At 61.6% G+C, this 18,543-nt stretch carries 22 protein-coding genes; 19 read left to right on the top strand and 3 right to left on the bottom strand.

Translation table 11 applies throughout. The features are described from left to right. The first annotated feature begins 26 nt into the window (after positions 1-26). The 6 genes from NUH88_RS00785 to NUH88_RS00760 all read left to right on the top strand — a co-directional run bounded on the left by NUH88_RS00785 (position 27) and on the right by NUH88_RS00760 (position 4,666). Entirely contained in the window at positions 27-779 is a 753-nt protein-coding gene (locus tag NUH88_RS00785; RefSeq protein WP_257769358.1) for a biotin--[acetyl-CoA-carboxylase] ligase, read from the top strand. Then, complete coding sequence (locus NUH88_RS00780; protein ID WP_257769357.1) at positions 779-1,579, top strand: type III pantothenate kinase; 801 nt, start codon at positions 779-781, stop codon at positions 1,577-1,579. The genes NUH88_RS00785 and NUH88_RS00780 overlap by 1 nt, the downstream gene beginning before the upstream one ends. Continuing rightward, positions 1,579-3,261, top strand: coding sequence for a ribonuclease J (locus NUH88_RS00775; RefSeq protein WP_257769355.1), 1,683 nt, complete (start codon positions 1,579-1,581; stop codon positions 3,259-3,261). The genes NUH88_RS00780 and NUH88_RS00775 overlap by 1 nt, the downstream gene beginning before the upstream one ends. A gap of 22 nt (positions 3,262-3,283) precedes the next feature. Continuing rightward, positions 3,284-3,688 carry a methylmalonyl-CoA epimerase gene (gene mce / locus NUH88_RS00770; RefSeq protein WP_257769354.1) on the top strand — a complete coding sequence of 135 codons (405 nt, stop codon included), beginning with the start codon at positions 3,284-3,286 and terminating at the stop codon, positions 3,686-3,688. Positions 3,689-3,698: 10 nt separating this feature from the next. Next, a complete protein-coding gene (locus tag NUH88_RS00765; protein ID WP_257769353.1) occupies positions 3,699-3,950 on the top strand; it encodes a DUF1467 family protein in 252 nt (83 codons plus the stop codon). 278 nt (positions 3,951-4,228) lie between these two features. Continuing rightward, the gene (locus tag NUH88_RS00760) at positions 4,229-4,666 is read left to right on the top strand and encodes a hypothetical protein (RefSeq protein ID WP_257769352.1); all 438 of its coding nucleotides are present in this window, start codon (positions 4,229-4,231) and stop codon (positions 4,664-4,666) included. A 61-nt stretch (positions 4,667-4,727) separates the two neighbouring features. On the opposite strand, the gene NUH88_RS00755 is transcribed toward NUH88_RS00760, so the two are convergent. Further along, complete coding sequence (locus NUH88_RS00755; protein ID WP_257769351.1) at positions 4,728-5,951, bottom strand: acyl-CoA dehydrogenase; 1,224 nt, start codon at positions 5,949-5,951, stop codon at positions 4,728-4,730. 132 nt (positions 5,952-6,083) lie between these two features. On the opposite strand from NUH88_RS00755, the gene NUH88_RS00750 reads away from it, so the two are divergent. Beyond that, entirely contained in the window at positions 6,084-6,308 is a 225-nt protein-coding gene (locus NUH88_RS00750) for a DUF6898 family protein (protein ID WP_257769350.1), read from the top strand. A gap of 66 nt (positions 6,309-6,374) precedes the next feature. Here NUH88_RS00750 and NUH88_RS00745 read toward each other — a convergent pair whose 3' ends face one another. Next, positions 6,375-6,827: a Ros/MucR family transcriptional regulator gene (locus tag NUH88_RS00745; protein WP_257769349.1), complete on the bottom strand. Its 453-nt coding sequence runs from the start codon at positions 6,825-6,827 to the stop codon at positions 6,375-6,377. A gap of 315 nt (positions 6,828-7,142) precedes the next feature. Here NUH88_RS00745 and rpiB point away from each other — a divergent pair, with 315 nt between their 5' ends. The 5 genes from rpiB to NUH88_RS00720 all read left to right on the top strand — a co-directional run bounded on the left by rpiB (position 7,143) and on the right by NUH88_RS00720 (position 11,266). Beyond that, positions 7,143-7,592, top strand: a complete 450-nt coding sequence (gene rpiB / locus NUH88_RS00740) for a ribose 5-phosphate isomerase B (protein WP_257769348.1) — start codon at positions 7,143-7,145, stop codon at positions 7,590-7,592. A 71-nt stretch (positions 7,593-7,663) separates the two neighbouring features. Beyond that, positions 7,664-8,956, top strand: coding sequence for a serine hydroxymethyltransferase (gene glyA, locus NUH88_RS00735; protein WP_257769347.1), 1,293 nt, complete (start codon positions 7,664-7,666; stop codon positions 8,954-8,956). A gap of 56 nt (positions 8,957-9,012) precedes the next feature. Continuing rightward, entirely contained in the window at positions 9,013-9,474 is a 462-nt protein-coding gene (gene nrdR, locus NUH88_RS00730) for a transcriptional regulator NrdR (protein WP_257769346.1), read from the top strand. An 82-nt stretch (positions 9,475-9,556) separates the two neighbouring features. Further along, positions 9,557-10,657 carry a bifunctional diaminohydroxyphosphoribosylaminopyrimidine deaminase/5-amino-6-(5-phosphoribosylamino)uracil reductase RibD gene (gene ribD / locus NUH88_RS00725; RefSeq protein WP_257769345.1) on the top strand — a complete coding sequence of 367 codons (1,101 nt, stop codon included), beginning with the start codon at positions 9,557-9,559 and terminating at the stop codon, positions 10,655-10,657. Positions 10,658-10,666: 9 nt separating this feature from the next. Then, positions 10,667-11,266, top strand: coding sequence for a riboflavin synthase (locus NUH88_RS00720; RefSeq protein ID WP_257769344.1), 600 nt, complete (start codon positions 10,667-10,669; stop codon positions 11,264-11,266). On the opposite strand, the gene NUH88_RS22275 is transcribed toward NUH88_RS00720, so the two are convergent. After that, positions 11,224-11,454 (bottom strand): hypothetical protein, encoded by a 231-nt coding sequence (locus NUH88_RS22275; RefSeq protein WP_372743536.1) that lies wholly within the window; start codon positions 11,452-11,454, stop codon positions 11,224-11,226. The genes NUH88_RS00720 and NUH88_RS22275 overlap by 43 nt on opposite strands. Between NUH88_RS22275 and ribB the strand changes: the two genes are divergently transcribed. The 7 genes from ribB to NUH88_RS00685 all read left to right on the top strand — a co-directional run bounded on the left by ribB (position 11,353) and on the right by NUH88_RS00685 (position 18,474). Beyond that, entirely contained in the window at positions 11,353-12,429 is a 1,077-nt protein-coding gene (gene ribB, locus NUH88_RS00715; protein ID WP_372743535.1) for a 3,4-dihydroxy-2-butanone-4-phosphate synthase, read from the top strand. The two genes, NUH88_RS22275 and ribB, sit on opposite strands and share 102 nt — an antisense overlap. Continuing rightward, complete coding sequence (locus NUH88_RS00710) at positions 12,429-12,866, top strand: 6,7-dimethyl-8-ribityllumazine synthase (RefSeq protein ID WP_257769340.1); 438 nt, start codon at positions 12,429-12,431, stop codon at positions 12,864-12,866. Before ribB ends, NUH88_RS00710 begins: the two co-directional genes overlap by 1 nt. 7 nt (positions 12,867-12,873) lie before the next feature. After that, complete coding sequence (nusB, locus tag NUH88_RS00705; RefSeq protein WP_257769339.1) at positions 12,874-13,377, top strand: transcription antitermination factor NusB; 504 nt, start codon at positions 12,874-12,876, stop codon at positions 13,375-13,377. Positions 13,378-13,380: 3 nt separating this feature from the next. Beyond that, the gene (gene thiL / locus NUH88_RS00700; protein ID WP_257769337.1) at positions 13,381-14,367 is read left to right on the top strand and encodes a thiamine-phosphate kinase; all 987 of its coding nucleotides are present in this window, start codon (positions 13,381-13,383) and stop codon (positions 14,365-14,367) included. Positions 14,368-14,387: 20 nt separating this feature from the next. After that, complete coding sequence (locus NUH88_RS00695) at positions 14,388-14,870, top strand: hypothetical protein (RefSeq protein WP_257769335.1); 483 nt, start codon at positions 14,388-14,390, stop codon at positions 14,868-14,870. Positions 14,871-14,957: 87 nt separating this feature from the next. Further along, positions 14,958-16,157 (top strand): MFS transporter, encoded by a 1,200-nt coding sequence (locus tag NUH88_RS00690; protein ID WP_257769333.1) that lies wholly within the window; start codon positions 14,958-14,960, stop codon positions 16,155-16,157. 220 nt (positions 16,158-16,377) lie between these two features. Next, on the top strand, positions 16,378-18,474 hold the full coding sequence (locus NUH88_RS00685) for a sodium-translocating pyrophosphatase (RefSeq protein ID WP_257769331.1): 2,097 nt from the start codon (positions 16,378-16,380) through the stop codon (positions 18,472-18,474). Positions 18,475-18,543: the final 69 nt, after the last annotated feature.

Below are 18,543 nucleotides of genomic sequence, written 5' to 3'. Positions count from 1 at the left end.
CAACGCCCCCGGGAGGACCGGGTTTTTTGAATTACGAACGCCAGAGCCACGGCTTCAGGATCTGCAGTTTCGACGCCGTTACCAGCACCAGCGACGAAGCGGGCCGGCTGGCGCGGGATGGCGCGCCGGACCGGACGCTAGTCTGGGCGCGTAGCCAGACCGTCGGTCGGGGCCGCCTCGGGCGGCCTTGGCATTCGCCTGAAGGCAACCTTTACACGACGGCGATCCTGGACCCAGGGCTTCCCCTTGCGCGAATGCAGGAGCTCTCTTTCGTCGCGTCCCTCGCGGTGCATGATACGGTTGCGCAGTTGCTTCCCGCCGCCGATCTGAAGCTCAAATGGCCGAATGACGTGCTGCTCGACGGCGCCAAGATTTCCGGCATCCTGACCGAGACTCAGGCGCGCGATGGCGGATATATCGCCTTACTCGGCGTTGGGATTAATCTTGCACACGCGCCGGAGGTGGCACGTTATCGAGCGACCGCTCTGATAAATCATCTCGTTCCACCACCGACCGTAGAGGCGCTCCTGAACCTGTATGTGGAAGCGCTGGCGCTTCGCTATGATGCTTGGTGCTCTGACGGCTTCGGGGCTATCCGGGACGCATGGGTGGCGCGCGCCCGCTGGATCGGGCAAACCGTCTCGGTCGAAAACGGCGCGGACCGCAAGCTGGGTCTCTACGAAGGGATCGATGCGGACGGAACAATGATTCTGCGGCTTGGCGATGGCCGGCTTGAAAAGATCGCGGCGGGCGATGTCCGCCTCGTGGAGGAGAACTGATGCTGCTGACGATCGATTGCGGCAACACCAACACGGTGTTCGCCGTCTTTGCCGGCAAGGAAAAACGGGGCGCTTGGCGCACGGCAACGAACGTCGCACGCACGGCTGACGAATATGCGGTCTGGCTGACCCAGCTCATGGCCTTGGAGGGGATGGAACTCGGCGACGTGTCGGAAGTGATCATCGCGACCGTGGTGCCTGAGGTGCTCTTCAATCTGGAAACGCTCTGCCGGCGCTATTTCAAGCGGGAGCCGATGGTCGTCGGGAAGAAAGGCGTCGACCTCGGGATCGAGATCCGGATCGATCATCCGGAGCAGGTCGGCGCCGACCGGCTGGTGAACGCGGTCGCTGCGCATGCGGTTTACGAGGGTGCGCTCATCGTGATCGATTTCGGCACCGCGACGACTTTCGATGTGGTCGAGCCGGATGGCGGCTATGCGGGCGGCATTATCGCGCCGGGTATCAATCTCTCGCTCGACGCGCTTTACCGAGCGGCGGCGCAGTTGCCGCGGATCGGCATCCGTCCGCCGGAGATGCCGGAAGAGGGGACGAACAGCCCGGTCAAGGTGATCGGAAAATCGACGGTCACGGCTATGCATTCAGGCATTTTCTGGGGTTACATCGGCCTGATCGAAGGCCTGGTGACCCGCATCAAAGAGGAATACGGAACGGAGATGACGGTTATCGGAACCGGCGGCCTCGCGGCCATTTTCGCGGATTGCACACCGGCCATCCAGCATGTGGATGACGAAATCACCCTGCGCGGTCTCCTGCTGATCCATGAGCGGAACGCCGCGTGATGAGTGCTGCGAAGAAAAGCGTTCCAGAGATTGCCGAAGACGATTTTCTCTTCCTGCCCCTCGGGGGCAGCGATGAGATCGGGATGAACCTCAACCTCTACCATTACGGCGGTAAGTGGCTGATGGTCGATCTCGGGATTTCCTTCGGCGACGATACCATGCCGGGCATCGACATCCTGCTGCCGGACCCGGAATTTATCGAGCAGCGGCGGCACGATCTGGTCGGTCTCGTGGTCACGCACGGGCACGAGGATCATATCGGCGCCATTCCCTATCTCTGGCCGAAGCTGCGTTGTCCGATTTATGCGACGCCCTTCACGGCGACCCTGGTGCGCCGGAAATTGGCGGACGAGGGGATCCTCGAGCAGGTTGAGCTGATCGAGATCGATCTCTCGGCGAACTTCGTCATCGGTCCTTTCGAGATCGAGCTCATCACCCTGACCCACTCGATCCCCGAACCGAACGCTCTGGTGATCCGGTGCGGCGGCGGAACCGTGCTGCATTCGGGCGACTGGAAGTTCGATCCGGAGCCGGTGATCGGCGAAGCGAGCGACATCGGCGCCCTCCGCGCGGTTGGTGACGAGGGCGTGCTTGCGATGATCGGGGATTCGACCAACGTGCTCGACCCGGGACGTTCAGGGTCAGAGGCGAGCCTGACGGACTCGCTTGCCGAACTGTTCCGCAAGCACGGCACGCACCGGATCGCGATTACCTGCTTCGCCTCCAATGTCGGCCGTCTGAAAACGATCTCCGAAGCCGCAGAGGCGGCGGGGCGGCACGTGGCCCTGGTTGGCCGCTCGCTCTGGAAAATGTACGAGGCAGCACTGCAGAACGGTTATCTGCGCGATATACCCGAATTTGTCTCGGAAAAGGATGCGGGCTTCATCCCGCGGGACAAGCTGGTGCTGATCTGCACCGGTTCCCAGGGGGAGCCACGGGCGGCTCTGGCGCGGATCGCCGACAATGCACACCCGGAAATCACGCTGGAGCGCGGCGATGTCGTGATCTTCTCCTCACGGGAGATCCCCGGCAACGAGGCTGCGATTGGCCGCATCCAGAGCAAGCTCGTCGCGCGCGGCATCGAGGTTGTGACCGAGCGCGAGCACCATGTCCACGTATCGGGTCATCCGGCGCGCGAAGAATTGGTGGAGATGTACCAATTCATTCGTCCCCGGATCGCGGTGCCTGTTCATGGCAGTCCCCGCCACCTGGAGGCGCACGCGCGACTTGCCCGCGAATGCCAGGTGCCCGAGGCTATCGTGCCGGGCAACGGCAGCCTGATCAGACTGAAGGAAGGTGCGGCCGAGATCGTCGGCTGGGTGCCGACAGGGGCCTTCACCATGGATGGCGGGCGGCTGCGCCCGATTGAATCCAGCGTGCTCGGCGATCGGAAGAAGATGCTCTTCAATGGCGCTGTGTCGGCGACGGTGCTGCTGAACGGCAAGGATCAGCTTCATGGCGATCCGGTTCTGACCTTCAACGGGATCGCGGACGAGGGCGAAATTGACGCATTGAGCGAGAGCGCGAAAGACCTCATATGGGAGGCGGTCGGCGCGCTTGGCAAGAAAGCGCGGGCGAACGACGACGAGGTGGGCGAGGCCGTGCGGCGCGCCGTGCGCCGGGTCGTCCGTTCCGAGTACGGCAAGCGTCCGGTCACAACGGTTCACGTACTTCGCATCTGATCGAGAGCAAGGGGAGGATAGGATGATCGGTCGCCTGAACCATGTCGCGATCGCGGTTCCGGACTTGGAGGCGGCATGCGCCACCTATCGCGGTGCTTTGGGGGCCACGGTGAGCGCTCCCGAAGATCTGCCAGAGCACGGTGTCACCGTTGTATTCGTCGAACTTCCGAACACCAAGATCGAGCTCCTGCATCCATTCGGGGAGGCATCGCCGATCGCATCCTTTTTCGAGAAGAACCCGTCCGGCGGCATGCACCACGTCTGTTACGAGGTCGAGGATATCCTCGCGGCACGCGACCGGTTGAAATCTGAAGGTGCGCGGGTGCTTGGTGATGGCGAGCCGAAGATCGGCGCGCATGGAAAACCGGTGCTGTTCCTCCATCCGAAGGATTTCGCCGGCACGCTCGTCGAACTTGAGCAGGCCTGAGTAGAACGGCATGCAGGACCCGGTTTCCGTAGTCGTCGTCTTTCTGTTGCTCTGGTGGTGGTTTTTTCTCATGGCGCTGCCAATCGGCGTGCGCGTTCCAGAGGAAGCGGAAGAGGGGCATGCGGCCAGTGCGCCGAGGCGTCCGCATCTCTGGAAAAAGGCGGTCGGTGCGACGATTGCGGCCTTAGTCGGAACGCTTTTGGTCGACTACGTAATCGGAGCCGATCTGTTCTCGTTTCGGGATGCCATCAAGGACTGGTGAGAGAAGCGTCGATCCAAAGAAAAACGGCAAGATCCGGTTGGACCTTGCCGAGCGCTTTTTTTTGATGGTTCGACCCCTGCGCGGGTAAGCGCGGGGTTCGCTTCCTCCCTAAACTCGGGCCAAATTCGCGGCTCGGACTTGTTTGTTATTATTAGAATGCGACCATATGACATGTTGTCGGGGGCGTCATCCCTTTTTTTACACCGGGGTTAAATGATAACGATTCTCATGCGATTTTTGTTATCAATGAACGCATGCAGGCCGGTTGGAGACAGGAAATGTGTTTTCTCAAAAAGTTGAAGTTTCCAAAGGCTGTAGCGCTGGCCGTATTGCTGGCTTTGCCTGTGACAGACGCGCTCGGTGCTGGCGATGAGCCCGAAGGTATCACCGTGTCGAAACGGGACTGCCGCCGGGTCGTCGCCTATCAGGCGTCGGGTGATGTCGATTACAAGCCGGGGGTCGATGCAAGAGGGAACCCGGTCAAGGGCGCAGATCTTCCGGGGTCGGTCATCATCGAGACACCGAAGACGATTACTATTCCCCTGACCCTCGAACTGGCGGACCTCTTCACGCTACCCGCCGGCATGTCCGCGGAAGCGGGCGTGGGCACGGTGAAATACGACATCGGTTCCGGGAAGCTCGAATATAACGGCCAGCCGCTGACCGATCCGCAGATGGCGGCCATCGCCGCGGCCTGCGCCAAGATGAAGAAATAGAAACGGCGGCGCCCGAAGAGCGCCGCCGTATTCGATAGGAAGGCTACTTGCCGCGTGCCGATCAGGCGCCTGTAAAAGCCTGAAGGCCGGTCTGGGAGCGGCCGAGGATCAGCGCATGCACGTCGTGCGTGCCCTCGTAGGTGTTCACCGCTTCCAGATTCACGACGTGACGGATCACATGATACTCGTCCGAGACGCCGTTGCCGCCATGCATGTCGCGGGCGACGCGGGCGATGTCGAGAGACTTGCCGCAGTTGTTCCGCTTCATCAGGGAAATCGATTCCGGCGCACAGGTGCCTTCGTCCATCATCCGGCCGAGGCGCAGACTGCCGTGGAGACCAAGGGTGATCTCGGTCTGCATGTCGGCCAGTTTCTTCTGGATCAGCTGGTTGGCGGCAAGCGGACGCCCGAACTGCTTGCGGTCGAGGGTGTACTGACGGGCCTGGTGCCAGCAGAACTCGGCGGCGCCGATAGCCCCCCAGGAGATGCCGAAACGGGCCTTGTTCAGGCAACCGAACGGACCTTTGAGCCCTGCGACGTTCGGCAGCATGTTCTCTTCCGGGATCTCGACATCGTCCATGACGATTTCGCCGGTGATCGAGGCGCGGAGCGAGAACTTGCCCTCGATCTTAGGAGCGGAAAGGCCTTTCATGCCTTTCTCGAGAATGAAGCCGCGGATCTGGCCGTCATCGGTCTTCGCCCAGACGACGAAAACGTCGGCGATCGGCGAGTTGGTGATCCACATCTTGGCGCCTTTGAGCAGATAGCCGCCCTGGACGCTCTTCGCACGGGTGACCATGCTGCCCGGATCGGAGCCGTGGTCCGGCTCGGTCAGGCCGAAACAGCCGACCCATTCGCCGGTCGCGAGCTTCGGCAGGTACTTCTGCTTCTGCTCTTCGCTGCCATAGGCATAGATCGGATGCATGACGAGGCTCGACTGCACGCTCATCGCGGAGCGATAGCCGCTATCGACCCGCTCAACCTCGCGGGCGATCAGGCCATAACAAACGTGGTTCACGCCGGCGCAGCCATAGCCGTCGATGGTGCAGCCGAGGAAACCGAGCTCGCCCATCTCGTTCATGATCTCGCGGTGAAACACTTCGTCTCGGAAGGCCTCCTGTACACGCGGCATCAGCTGATCCTGACAATAGGCGCGCGCCGCGTCGCGGATCATGCGCTCTTCTTCTGTCAGTTCCTGTTCGATGAGGAGAGGGTCTTCCCAGTCGAACTGCGGCCGGGAAGCGCTTGCCGCCTTGGCGGAGTCGACTGCGGATTGGACGGACATTGGGCGGCTCCAGAAGTTGCTGTATTCGATGGATGAGGTATATACGCCGAAGCAATGTAGCTTCAAATTTCCGTTGGAGCATTGATGCCGTTCTTCCCCGTCGTCCTGGGGGACAGGCGGCGGGTTCGGTCGATGGCGCGAAAACTCAACGAACGCAGCGTGATTATCGAGTTTCTGCCGTCCGGCAGCTATGTGAAGGTCAGCGCTTTCGATCCGGCGACGATGACGGAGGTGTCGATTGTCGGGAACCCGGCGAGCGGCGAAGCCATCCTGCGCCAGACGGTCATGCGCAAACTGAAATATGTTCTGGAGAAGAACGCTCCCGGGAAACCGGCCGGGCGCGGAAAGCTGGTCTAGCTCAGAGAATAAAAAAACGCCGGGAAGATTTCCTGCCCGGCGTTTTGATCTTGGGTTGCTCGCGACTTAGCTTGCCTTGCGCTTGCGGCCGCCGCGCTTCACGGCATTTCGGCCGAGGCCGATCTTTTTGGCAAACTCGGAACGCTGTGCGGCGTAGTTGGGGGCGACCATCGGATAGTCGGCCGGGAGGCCCCACTTCGCACGGTACTCTTCCGGCGTCATGTTGTAGGTCGTCCGGAGATGGCGCTTCAGCATTTTCAGGCGCTTGCCGTCTTCCAGACACACGATGTATTCCGGCGTAATCGAGCGGCGGATCGGAACAGCAGGTTTCGCCGGCTCCGCTTCGGGCTCGCTCACTTCAGTATTGAGGCGCGTCAGGGCTTCGTGGACGGTGCTGATAACCTCTGAAATCTGCGACGCCGCCACGGTGTTATTACCGAGATAGGCAGAAACGACATCGGTCGTCATGCGCAGTAGTTCAGAGGAGTCCAGATTTTCTTCGCGGGTTTCGTCGGTCATTTTTCCGATCCGGTATTGCACTGTAGAAAGATGATCTCAAGCCCGGAACATTGTCCTCGGCAAAATAGTTGTCAAGAAATAAACACGTTTCCGTTTTTCATATGCTGGTATCGAATCTCAAAAATCCCGAAATTTCTGTGATCGATAAGTTATCTGGAACTTGCGGTCAAAATAAGGCGGTGAATACTCTAGCAGGCACGATTGGCTCCACGCGTACGCTGTGGACGGGGGCATCGCGGAAATAGTGGCGCGAGGGAGTCAGGGTGGCGTATATAGTGGGCTTGCTGTAACCCGCACCGCCGAACCGGACAGAGCATGACAGGTAACGTAATCGTGATCGGATCCGATCACGCCGGATATTCGCTGAAACAAGTATTGGTCGCCTATCTCAAAGATAAGGGATGGGAAGTTTTTGATGTCGGGACGCATGGTGCGGACTCGGTAGACTATCCGGATTTCGGCGCGGCCGTCGCGAAAGCCCTTAAAGAAGGCAAGAGCAATAGGGGCATCGTGGTCTGCGGCAGCGGGATCGGAATCAGTATCGCGGCGAACCGGCATGACTGGGTTCGCGCGGCCCTCTGCCATGACATTACCTCGGCTCGGCTTTGTCGCCAGCACAACGATGCGAACGTTCTCGCGCTCGGTGCGAGGCTGATCGGTGAAGAAGTCGCGAAAGACTGCGTAGATGTCTTTCTCGCAACAGATTTCGAAGGCGGGCGGCATCAACGTCGCGTCGACAAACTCGGATTTGCCGAGAGCACGTAACCCTTGAGCTTGCACCGCGGCGGCGGACCGAGTAGGCCCATCGCACCCGCGGGACCCGAACTGGAGCAGACATGTCCGCTTTTGAGACGACCACCACCGACAACCCGTTTTTCGCCACGCCGCTGGCTGAGCGCGACCCGGAGTTGTTCGGCGCTATTTCCGAGGAGCTGACGCGCCAGAAGGATCAGATCGAACTGATCGCTTCCGAGAATATCGTCTCCCGCGCGGTTCTCGAGGCTCAGGGCTCGGTGTTGACGAACAAATATGCCGAAGGCTACCCGGGACGGCGTTATTACGGCGGATGCGAATTTGTCGACAAGGCGGAAGCGCTCGCCATAGAACGGGCCTGCAAGCTGTTCGACTGCTCTTTCGCCAACGTCCAGCCGCATTCGGGCGCACAAGCGAACCAGGCAGTCATGTTGGCTCTCGTTAAGCCGGGAGAGACCGTGATGGGGCTGTCTCTTGCCGCGGGCGGTCACCTGACTCACGGCGCGCCGCCGAACCTCTCCGGTAAATGGTTCAAGGCCGTGCAGTATGGTGTCCGCAAGGAAGATGCGCAGATCGATTTCGATCAGGTTCGCGCGCTCGCGGAGGAGCATCAGCCGAAGCTGATCATCGCCGGCGGCTCGGCCTATCCGCGTGAGATCGATTTCGCGAAATTCCGCGAGATCGCGGACTCCGTTGGCGCCTATTTCCATGTCGATATGGCGCATTTCGCGGGGCTTGTCGCCGGCGGTGCCCATCCGAGCCCGCTGCCGCATGCCCATGTTGTCACCACGACGACGCACAAGACCCTGCGCGGTCCGCGCGGCGGGATGATCCTTTCGAATGATCCCGATCTCGGAAAGAAGATCAATTCCGCGGTCTTCCCGGGCCTGCAGGGCGGTCCGTTGATGCACGTGATCGCCGCCAAAGCGGTTTCCTTCGACGAAGCACTGACGCCCGAGTTCAAGAGCTATTCCCGGCAGGTGGTTGAGAATGCGAAGGCTCTTTGTGAAGTGTTGAAGGGCCGCGGTCTCGACATCGTTTCCGGCGGAACCGATACCCATGTCGTGCTCGTCGATCTGCGCCCGAAGGGGCTTACCGGCAACGTTGCCGAACAAGCACTGGAGCGGGCCGGGATTACCTGCAACAAGAACGGTGTTCCGTTCGATCCGGAAAAACCGATGGTGACGTCCGGTGTGCGTCTCGGCACTCCAGCCGGCACAACCCGGGGCTTCGGGGTTGCCGAGTTTCAGGAGATCGGCAATCTGATCGGCGACGTTCTCGACGCCGTGGCCCAGAACCCGGACGAGAGTTCACTGACCGAAGACAAGGTGCGCGCCCAAGTCGGCGTGCTTTGCGACCGGTTCCCGATCTACTGAGCCGGACGGGCGGCTGGGGAGGCCGCCCAAGCGAGATTGAATGAAGGGGGATAAAGATGCGCTGTCCGTTCTGCGGCCACACCGATACCCAGGTGAAGGATTCCCGTCCGACGGAAGACCATGCGGCCATTCGGCGGCGGCGGTTCTGCCCGGCCTGCGGCGCCCGTTTCACGACGTTCGAGCGCGTTCAGCTGCGAGAGCTGACCGTGGTGAAGAAAACCGGTAAGAGGGCCCCCTTCGATCGCGACAAGCTGGTGCGTTCGATCCAGATCGCCATGCGCAAGCGTCCGGTCGATCCAGAGCGGGTCGAGCGGATGGTGACAAGCATCGTGCGCCGCCTGGAAAGCATGGGCGAGGCGGAGATCCCGTCCGACGTGATCGGGCAGATGGTGATGGAGTCGCTGGCTAACCTCGACCAGGTGGCCTATGTGCGCTTCGCGTCGGTCTATAAGAATTTCCGAGAAGCCAAGGATTTCGAGGAATTCGTCGAGGAAATCAGCCACGACGGCGACGACTGAGCGATCCGTCCGCCGGGAGACTGCAGGACAGGGCACATGAATGCTTATCCCGGCTGAGACGGGGAAGCGGATAGTGAGCAAGATGCAGTCTGATACTTTCTTTATGCAACACGCCCTGGCGCTCGCGCGCCGGGGGCTAGGGCGCGTCGCCCCCAATCCGGCGGTCGGCTGCGTCATCGTCAATGACGGTGTGATTGTCGGGAGAGGCTGGACCCAGCCTGGCGGCCGCCCCCATGCCGAGCCTGTCGCTCTCAAGGACGCCGGAGAATTGTCACGAGGGGCGACGGTCTATGTATCGCTCGAACCCTGTGCGCATCACGGAGCCTCGCCGCCCTGCACGGACGCTCTGATCGCCGCGGGAGTGGCGAGGGTCGTTTATGCTTTGCGGGACCCGGATCCGCGCGTCGACGGCGCCGGTCATACAAAGTTGTCAGAAGCGGGGATCGATATAGCCGCCGGCGTGCTCGAAAAGGAGGCCGAAGACCTGAATATCGGCTTTCTTTCCCGGATCCGCAGGAACCGTCCCGCTGTCACACTGAAGCTGGCTTCTTCGCTGGATGGCAAGGTGGCGCTCTCGAACGGGCGGAGCCAGTGGATCACTGGAGCGGGTGCCCGGGCGGTTTCACACCAGATCCGCGCGACGCACGACGCCATCATGACAGGCATCGGGACCGTGCTGGCCGACGACCCGGCTCTGACCTGCCGGCTGCCGGGGCTTTTCGACCGGTCGCCGCTTCGGGTGATTCTTGATGGCGGATTGCGGCTGACGCCGGACCAGATCGTGGCGGAGACGGCACGCGAGGTTCCGACTGTCGTTTTTACAGCCGTGTCGGCGGACAGTCCTAACGCGGCCGCGCTGCACGCCGGGGGTGTGGAGATAGTCGGCGACATGCCGGTTACCGAGAATCGCCTCGATCTGGATGCCATTCTCGCCGCCTTGGCGGAGCGCGGGGTGACCCGTCTGATGATCGAATCCGGCGGGGAACTTGCGACGACCTTCCTGCGCCGCGAACTGGTGGACGAACTCGTCTGGTTCCGTGCGCCGGCCATCATAGGTGCGGACGGGATCGGCGCTGTACGCGATCTCGGCCTTGAGTTGCTCGAATTCATGCCGCGTTTCGAACGGCGTGATGTCAGAAATGTGGGCGAAGATCTGGTAGAAACCTACCGCCCCCGAAAATAGGTTACGCCAATGTTCACGGGAATTATCACACATATCGGTACGGTTGGCCGTATCGAGAAAACCGGCGATACGCGCATGACCGTATCGGCCGGATTCGATATGGCGGATGTCGCGATAGGCGCCTCCATCGCCTGTTCCGGCTGCTGTCTGACAGTTGTCGACAAGGGTGAGGACTGGTTTGCCGCAGATGTCTCCGCCGAAACGCTGTCCAAGACCAACCTCTCATCCTGGCAAGAAGGAACGCGAATCAACCTTGAGCGCGCGCTGAAGGTCGGCGACGAACTCGGCGGACATATCGTCAGCGGCCATGTCGACGGCCCGGCGGAGATCGTTTCGATTATCTCGGAGGGCGATAGCCATCGGCTGACCTTGCGTCCCACGCCGGAGTTGGCAGCTTTCGTCGCTCAGAAAGGATCCGTGGCACTGGACGGTATCTCCCTGACGGTGAACGAAGTTTCGGTCACGACCTTCGGCGTGAATATCATCCAGCATACCTGGAACGAGACAACGCTGAGCGACCGCAAGCCCGGCGATCAATTGAACATGGAAGTCGACATGCTTGCCCGCTATGTTGCGCGCCTCATCGATGTCCGGGATACCGCTGAATGACCGAAACGGCTGAACCGCTCGGCGATCTCTACCGCACCGCGCTTTCCTCCATAGAGGAAGTGGTCGAGGAGGCGCGCCAGGGCCGCATGTTCATCCTTGTCGACGACGAGGACCGGGAGAACGAGGGCGACCTCTGCATTCCGGCGCAGATGGCGACGCCGGAAGTGATCAACTTCATGGCAAAGCACGGCCGAGGTCTGATCTGCCTCTCGATGGAGCGAGAGCGGATCGAGAAGCTCGGCCTGCCGCTAATGTCGGCCAATAACGGAACGCGGCACGAGACCGCCTTCACCGTTTCTATCGAGGCGCGAGAAGGGGTAACGACCGGGATCTCCGCCCATGACCGCGCGCGGACGATCCAGGTCGCGATCGATCCGAAGGCGGGGCGCGACGAAATCGTGACGCCCGGCCATGTCTTTCCGCTTATGGCGCGCGACGGCGGGACCCTGGTGCGCGCAGGTCATACCGAGGCGGTCGTCGATATCGCCCGTATGGCCGGGATGAATCCGTCCGGCGTGATCTGCGAGATCATGAATGACGATGGCACCATGGCGCGCCTGCCGGATCTCGTGCAGTTCGCGCAATATCACGGCCTCAAGGTCGCAACCATCGCCGACCTGATCGAATATCGCCGGCGGACCGAGTCCGTCGTCCAGCGCTCCGTCGAGACCACGCTCGACAGCAGCTTCGGCGGCGATTGGCGGATGATCGTCTATGTAAACAAGATCACCTACGCCGAACATGTCGCGCTGGTGAAGGGCGACATCACGACCGATGACCCGGTGCTGGTCCGGATGCATGCGCTCAGCATTATGGAAGATGTTCTCGGCGATCGCACCGGCTCCCGCGCCGGAGGCGAGCTGCAGGCCGCGATGCGGCAGATCGGCGAGGAGGGCCGGGGCGTTGTCGTTCTGATCCGCGAGCCGTCCGCGACGGCGCTTTCCGACCGGGTACGCCGCAAATTGCGCGCCGAGGCCGATGGAAAGCGCAGCGAGAACGAGCTCAGGGATTATGGCGTCGGGGCGCAGATTCTGCTCGACCTCGGTGTCAGTGAGATGGTCCTGCTCAGCAATCACGACCGCACGATCGTCGGCCTGGACGGCTACGGCCTCACAATGGTCGAGCGGCGCGGTGTTCAAACTGAAGACGGAGGAGCGGACTGATGAGCCGCATTCTGATTGTTGAAGCGCGGTTCTACGAGGACATCGCGGACGAGTTGGTTAAAGGTGCCACGGCTACGCTTGAGGCGGCAGGCGCCGAGATCGAGCGGATCGAGGTCCCGGGGGCTCTTGAAATTCCGGCGGCGATCTCCTTCGCTTCGCAGCGCACAAGCGGGCCGGAGTTCGACGGCTACGTCGCACTCGGTTGCGTGATACGTGGCGAGACAACGCATTATGACTATGTCTGCGGAGAAAGTGCCCGCGGGCTGCAGGATCTTGCGCTTTGGGAAGGCCTGGCAATCGGAAACGGCATTCTGACGGTCGAGAACCGTGAGCAGGCTTGGGCCCGTGCGTCTGTCGAGCAGAAGAATAAAGGCCGTGACGCGGCGAACGCGGCGCTGGCGATGGCCGCGATCAAACGCGATTTCGGAATCGAGTGAGCGTCATATGAGCAAGTCCTCCGAGAAGGCTGCGGACCGTAAGCGCAGGACCGCTGCACGGCTGGCGGCGGTTCAGACGCTCTATCAGATGGCGATCACCGGCACGCCGGCGCCGAGGGTCATCTCCGAGTTCAAGGAATTGCGCCTCGACGGCGGGGCGGAGGATGAGAGTTTCGGCCCGGCAGATCCTGTCTTCTATGAGAGATTGGCGGCGGGCGTTGCGTCCGACCTCGAGACCGTTGACCGGCTTATCGAAGGCGCGCTGACGGAGGATTGGTCTCTCGACCGGCTCGAGACGATTGTCCGGAATATCCTGCAAAGCGGCGCGCACGAGCTGTTGTCGCATGGAGACGTCCCGGCGGCGGTCGTGATCTCGGAATATGTCGATGTGGCTCATGCTTTCTTCGCCGAGAAGGAGCCCGGTTTCATCAACGGCGTTCTCGATCGCATTGCGCGTACCGTGCGGGACGATCGGTCCGGAGCCGTGGACTCCGGCGCCGAGGACGCCTGATTGATGAAGAAGCTCGGCGAGTTCGAGCGGATCGCACACTATTTCTCTCCGCTGGTAGCGGGGCAGAGCGATGCGTTGGGTCTTGCCGACGATGCGGCGATCGTTTCCCCACCCCCGGGGATGCGGATGGCGGTTACCGCGGATGCCCTCGTCGCCGGCGTCCACTTTCTTGAGAGCGACCCGGCGGACCGCGTGGCGCGGAAAGCGCTCAGGGTCAACATTTCGGATCTCGCCGCGATGGGCGCGGATCCCTACGGTTATACGATCACGCTCGCGCTTCCGTCCGGAATGGAAAATGCGGAAGCCTGGCTGGAGGCTTTCGCGTCCGGCCAGAGGAGTGACCACCTCACTTTCGGCATCCGATTGCTTGGCGGAGACAGCGTCTCAACGCCGGGCCCGCTGACGATCTCCGTTACCGCTTTCGGCTGGATTCCGGAAGACCGGGCCCTGCTGCGCAGCGGCGCTCGGGCCGGGGACGATATCTTCGTTTCCGGGACGATCGGCGATTCCGGGCTTGGCTTGGCGGTTCTGAGAAGCGAGATCGCCGATATTGAGGGGCCGGATCGCGGTTATCTGGTCGACCGCTATCAGCTCCCGGAACCGCGGCCGATGCTGGGCCGAGCGTTGCTCCGTGTTGCGAGCGCAGCGCTCGACGTCTCCGACGGACTTGTCCAGGACCTGGGGCATATAGCAAAAGCATCCGGGGTCGCGGCCAATATCGCGCTGCCACGGGTGCCGGTCTCGGCGGCGGCCGCGGCGCTGGTTCGCTCCGGAAAGTCCGAGCCGGTCAATCTGATTGCCTCCGGGGACGACTATGAACTGCTCTTCACCGCTCCCAAGGAGGCCAGAGAAGCGGTTTTGGAGCGGGCCGAGGAGGCCGGCGTGCCGATCTGCCGGATCGGCAAGATCCTGCCCGGGCGCGGTGTCTATGTGGTCGATGAGGTCGGAAACGAGGTCGCTATCGAGCGCCGGGGCTATACCCACGCCTAGTCCGCGGGTTAAATGAAGCCATGAAGATCGTCATCATCCTCGTTATCCTGATCGCGCTCGCCGGAGGCGGGGTCTTCGGCGTCTCCATGTTTGCGCCCGGCCTGCTTCCCCCGATGGTCTTGGAAATGCTCGGGCAGGAAGTTCCGCCGGAAGAGGAGAAGGCGGTCAAGGAACGGCCCTCAGTCACCCAGCTGGTCGACCTGGAGCCGCTCAGTATCCCGATCTTCAAGGATGGCCAGGTCGACCGTTTCCTGGTTCTCCATATATTTATTGAAGTCGAGCCGGGGCCAAATTTCGAGCTTGTGAACCGGGACAAGGTTCGGATCATTGATGCCTATCTCAAATATGTGCATGCGCTTTCCTCGCTCGATATCAAGCCCGGCATCAAAGATCTGGCCTTTCTGAAGCAGCGTCTTCTGGCGAAAACCGAGGAAATCGTTGGCGAGGGCGTGATCGTCGACCTGCTGTTCCAGAACGTGTTCGAGAGGCCGCTGCAGGGCTGACCTGCACTGCGTCCACCCGGGGAACTGGCAGGCTACCGGTAGGCGTGCTACCAGAACGGCCTCCAATCGGCAGACCCGTGAAAATTCATGACCAGCACCACCCTCGAAGGCCGCGACCCGACGGTCCGTAATGTCATCCTTCTGGCGATCTGTCAGGCGCTGGCGATGACCGGGATGTCGGTCAATATGACGGTGACCGCACTGGTCGGCCAGCAACTGGCCTCCGATCCGGCCTGGTCGACTGTGCCGCTGGCGTTGCAGTTCACCGCGACGATGCTGACGACCCTTCCGGCATCCTTCCTGATGAAGCGGATCGGGCGCCGGGCTGGGTTCGCCGTGGGCGTAAGTATCGGTATCGTCGGCGCGCTCGCCGCCTTTCACGGGATATTCGAGCGCAGCTTCCTGATCTTCGCTGCCGGATCGATGCTGATCGGCTGTTTCCAGGGGTTCGCGATCTTCTATCGGCATGCCGCTGCGGACACGGCGAGCGCCGCGTTCCGAAGTAGGGCGATCTCACTTGTTCTCGCGGGCGGCGTCTTCGCGGCCATCGTCGGTCCGGAACTCTCCAAATGGTCCTACGACCTCTTCGAGCCGATCACTTACGCCGGCTGCTTCATTGCTGTCGCTTGCGTTCAGGCGATCTCGTTCGCCTTTCTCTATTTCGTGGATATTCCGCCGGTCCGCCATACGTCAGAAAGCCCGGACATCCGTCCACTCTCGGAGATCGTCCGTCAGCCGACCTTTGTGGTCGCGGCTGTCGGCGCGATGATCGGTTATGGCGTCATGAGTTTCGTGATGACCGCGACCCCGCTCGCCATTGTCGGCTGCGGGTACGAGTTCCGGGATGCGGCTTTTGTCATCCAGTGGCATGTGCTGGCGATGTACGCGCCGTCCTTTATTACCGGGTCGCTCATTCAGCGATTCGGGGTGCGTCAGGTCATGTTGGTCGGTGCGATCATTCTTGTGGGCGCGGCGCTGGTGAATATCAGCGGGCTTGAGATCGAGCGATTCTGGCTGGGGCTCGTTCTGCTGGGCGTTGGATGGAATTTCATGTTCGTCGGCGGTACCTCGCTGCTTGCCGAATGCCACTCGCCGGACGAACGCGCCAAGGTGCAGGGACTGAACGATTTCCTCGTATTCGGTACGGTTACCGTGTCTTCGTTCGCCTCCGGAGCGCTCCTGAACAGCTTTGGGTGGAACGCGGTCAATTATGGCGTATTGCCGCTCCTCGCCTTGGCCGGTTCAGTTATTGCGATTGCCCTTTGGCAACAGCGCAAGGCTGCGTAAAGACCGTAAATGTAATTGCGGATTCAGTTAGATACGCTTTACACGACCTGAATTTTTGCTAGGTTTTTCCCCACTTGGAGTGGTGGGGCGGAGACCGGCAAGAATTCTTTTCGCTATCTGCTAATTTCACCCTTCGATTTGAAATGCCAGATGGAGTCCGGCGCAAAGACCGGACCCTGAGGCGAGGAAACGTGCACAAGAGAAAAGAAGGGTTTCGGATATGAGCGGAACTTTGGCTTTCGTCATCCTCTGCGGGGTGGCGGCCTTGCTCTACGGACTTTGGGCCATACGGTCGGTGCTCGCCGCCGATGCCGGGTCCGCGCGGATGCAGGAAATTGCAGGCGCGGTTCAGGAAGGCGCAGCGGCGTACCTGAACCGCCAGTACACGACAATCGGTATCGTCGGCGTCGTCGTCGCGGTGATTCTCGGCTTTACGCTCGGGATGACCGTTGCAATCGGCTTTGTGATCGGCGCCGTCCTTTCTGGCGTCGCCGGGTATATCGGCATGCACGTTTCCGTGCGGGCCAATGTCCGCACCACGCAGGCGGCGACCGTCGGCATGGTTCCGGCGCTCGATATCGCGTTCAAATCCGGTGCGATCACCGGGATGCTGGTGGTTGGTCTCGGGCTGCTTGGGGTTGCCGGTTACTACGCCATTCTGATCGGCATGTATGACGCCGGTACCGAAGCCGGTATGCGACACGTGCTTGAAGCGCTCGTCGCCCTCAGCTTCGGCGCCTCGCTAATCTCCATTTTTGCCCGTCTCGGCGGCGGTATTTTCACAAAGGGTGCCGATGTCGGTGCCGACCTCGTCGGCAAGGTCGAGGCCGGAATTCCGGAAGACGACCCCCGCAATCCGGCCGTTATCGCGGACAATGTCGGCGACAATGTCGGCGATTGCGCGGGGATGGCGGCGGATCTCTTCGAAACCTATGCCGTGACCGTGGTGGCAACCATGCTTCTGGCGGCCATCTTCTTCACCGGAGAGGCGGCGGCCCTGATGTTGACCTTCCCGCTGCTGATCGGCGCCGTCTGCATCCTGGCGTCGGTCGTGGGTGCCTTCTTCGTGCGGCTTGGACCGGACAAGAAGATCATGAAAGCGCTCTACAAGGGCTTCATTGTCAGTGCCGTGCTTTCGGCTGTCCTGATCGGAGGTGTCGTCAGCCAGGCGATCGGTTGGGACACGGTCATGGCCATGAAGAACGGCCTCGAGGTGACGGGAACGTCGCTCTTCGGCTGCGCTCTCGTTGGGCTTGTCGTGACCGGGCTGATCGTCTGGGTGACCGAGTACTATACGTCGACCGAGTTCCGGCCGGTGCGCTCCATCGCCAAGTCGTCCGAGACCGGCCACGGTACCAACGTGATCCAGGGGCTCGCGGTGTCCATGGAGGCAACGGCGCTGCCGGCGCTGATCATCTCCGGAGGCATCATCGGCGCCTATCTGCTTGCAGGTGTGTTCGGCATCGGAATCGCGGCGACGACGATGCTGGCGCTGGCCGGCATGGTCGTGGCTCTGGATGCCTATGGCCCGGTCACTGACAATGCGGGCGGCATCGCCGAGATGGCGGAATTGCCGGAAGCGGTGCGCGAGACCACGGATGCGCTGGATGCGGTCGGCAACACCACCAAGGCGGTGACCAAGGGCTACGCGATCGGCTCCGCCGGTCTCGCGGCGCTGGTGCTGTTCGCGGCCTTCACCGAAGATCTGACCCACTACTTCCCTGAGCTGAACGTCAAGTTCGAGCTGCAGAATCCTTACGTGGTGGTCGGCCTCTTCATCGGGGGGCTTCTGCCCTATCTCTTCGGCGCGCTCGGCATGCAGGCCGTGGGCCGGGCCGGCGGCGCGGTCGTCGAGGAAGTGCGGCGGCAGTTCCGTGAGCGTCCCGGCATCATGGAAGGGACAGAGAAGCCGGAGTACGGCCGTGCGGTCGACATGCTGACCAAGGCGGCGATCAAGGAAATGATCGTGCCGTCGATGCTGCCGGTGCTGGCTCCGATCGTGGTCTATTTCGTGATCAGCCTGATCGGCGGGCAGGGCGCGGGCTTCACCGCGGTCGGCGCGATGCTGCTCGGCACCATCGTCACGGGTATCTTCGTCGCGATTTCCATGACCGCCGGCGGCGGCGCCTGGGACAATGCGAAGAAGTATATCGAGGACGGCAACCATGGCGGCAAGGGCTCCGAAGCCCACAAGGCTGCGGTGACCGGCGATACGGTCGGAGATCCCTACAAGGACACGGCCGGCCCGGCGGTGAACCCGATGATCAAGATCGCCAATATCGTGGCGCTTCTGCTTCTGGCGGCTCTCGCCGCCTGAGTTGGGTCTCGAACCTCAAAGGAAAAGGCCCCGCCGGAGCGGGGCCTTTTTCGTTCAGCGTGGCATGGC

This window comes from Nisaea acidiphila (genome assembly GCF_024662015.1).
In the GTDB taxonomy this organism is placed as follows: domain Bacteria; phylum Pseudomonadota; class Alphaproteobacteria; order Thalassobaculales; family Thalassobaculaceae; genus Nisaea; species Nisaea acidiphila.
The sequence above is the reverse complement of the archived record's forward strand: the minus strand, read 5'-3'. Positions and strand labels throughout refer to the sequence as shown.

Excerpts from the sequence above, each read along its gene's own strand:
- NUH88_RS00780 (WP_257769357.1), top strand. The coding sequence starts at position 779 with ATGCTGCTGACGATCGATTGCGGCAACACCAACACGGTGTTCGCCGTC.
- NUH88_RS00775 (WP_257769355.1), top strand. The coding sequence starts at position 1,579 with ATGAGTGCTGCGAAGAAAAGCGTTCCAGAGATTGCCGAAGACGATTTT.
- mce (WP_257769354.1), top strand. The coding sequence starts at position 3,284 with ATGATCGGTCGCCTGAACCATGTCGCGATCGCGGTTCCGGACTTGGAG.
- NUH88_RS00765 (WP_257769353.1), top strand. The coding sequence starts at position 3,699 with ATGCAGGACCCGGTTTCCGTAGTCGTCGTCTTTCTGTTGCTCTGGTGG.
- NUH88_RS00760 (WP_257769352.1), top strand. The coding sequence starts at position 4,229 with ATGTGTTTTCTCAAAAAGTTGAAGTTTCCAAAGGCTGTAGCGCTGGCC.
- NUH88_RS00755 (WP_257769351.1), bottom strand. The coding sequence starts at position 5,951 with ATGTCCGTCCAATCCGCAGTCGACTCCGCCAAGGCGGCAAGCGCTTCC.
- NUH88_RS00750 (WP_257769350.1), top strand. The coding sequence starts at position 6,084 with ATGGCGCGAAAACTCAACGAACGCAGCGTGATTATCGAGTTTCTGCCG.
- NUH88_RS00745 (WP_257769349.1), bottom strand. The coding sequence starts at position 6,827 with ATGACCGACGAAACCCGCGAAGAAAATCTGGACTCCTCTGAACTACTG.
- rpiB (WP_257769348.1), top strand. The coding sequence starts at position 7,143 with ATGACAGGTAACGTAATCGTGATCGGATCCGATCACGCCGGATATTCG.
- glyA (WP_257769347.1), top strand. The coding sequence starts at position 7,664 with ATGTCCGCTTTTGAGACGACCACCACCGACAACCCGTTTTTCGCCACG.
- nrdR (WP_257769346.1), top strand. The coding sequence starts at position 9,013 with ATGCGCTGTCCGTTCTGCGGCCACACCGATACCCAGGTGAAGGATTCC.
- ribD (WP_257769345.1), top strand. The coding sequence starts at position 9,557 with ATGCAGTCTGATACTTTCTTTATGCAACACGCCCTGGCGCTCGCGCGC.
- NUH88_RS00720 (WP_257769344.1), top strand. The coding sequence starts at position 10,667 with ATGTTCACGGGAATTATCACACATATCGGTACGGTTGGCCGTATCGAG.
- ribB (WP_372743535.1), top strand. The coding sequence starts at position 11,353 with ATGTTCATCCTTGTCGACGACGAGGACCGGGAGAACGAGGGCGACCTC.
- NUH88_RS00710 (WP_257769340.1), top strand. The coding sequence starts at position 12,429 with ATGAGCCGCATTCTGATTGTTGAAGCGCGGTTCTACGAGGACATCGCG.
- nusB (WP_257769339.1), top strand. The coding sequence starts at position 12,874 with ATGAGCAAGTCCTCCGAGAAGGCTGCGGACCGTAAGCGCAGGACCGCT.
- thiL (WP_257769337.1), top strand. The coding sequence starts at position 13,381 with ATGAAGAAGCTCGGCGAGTTCGAGCGGATCGCACACTATTTCTCTCCG.
- NUH88_RS00695 (WP_257769335.1), top strand. The coding sequence starts at position 14,388 with ATGAAGATCGTCATCATCCTCGTTATCCTGATCGCGCTCGCCGGAGGC.
- NUH88_RS00690 (WP_257769333.1), top strand. The coding sequence starts at position 14,958 with ATGACCAGCACCACCCTCGAAGGCCGCGACCCGACGGTCCGTAATGTC.
- NUH88_RS00685 (WP_257769331.1), top strand. The coding sequence starts at position 16,378 with ATGAGCGGAACTTTGGCTTTCGTCATCCTCTGCGGGGTGGCGGCCTTG.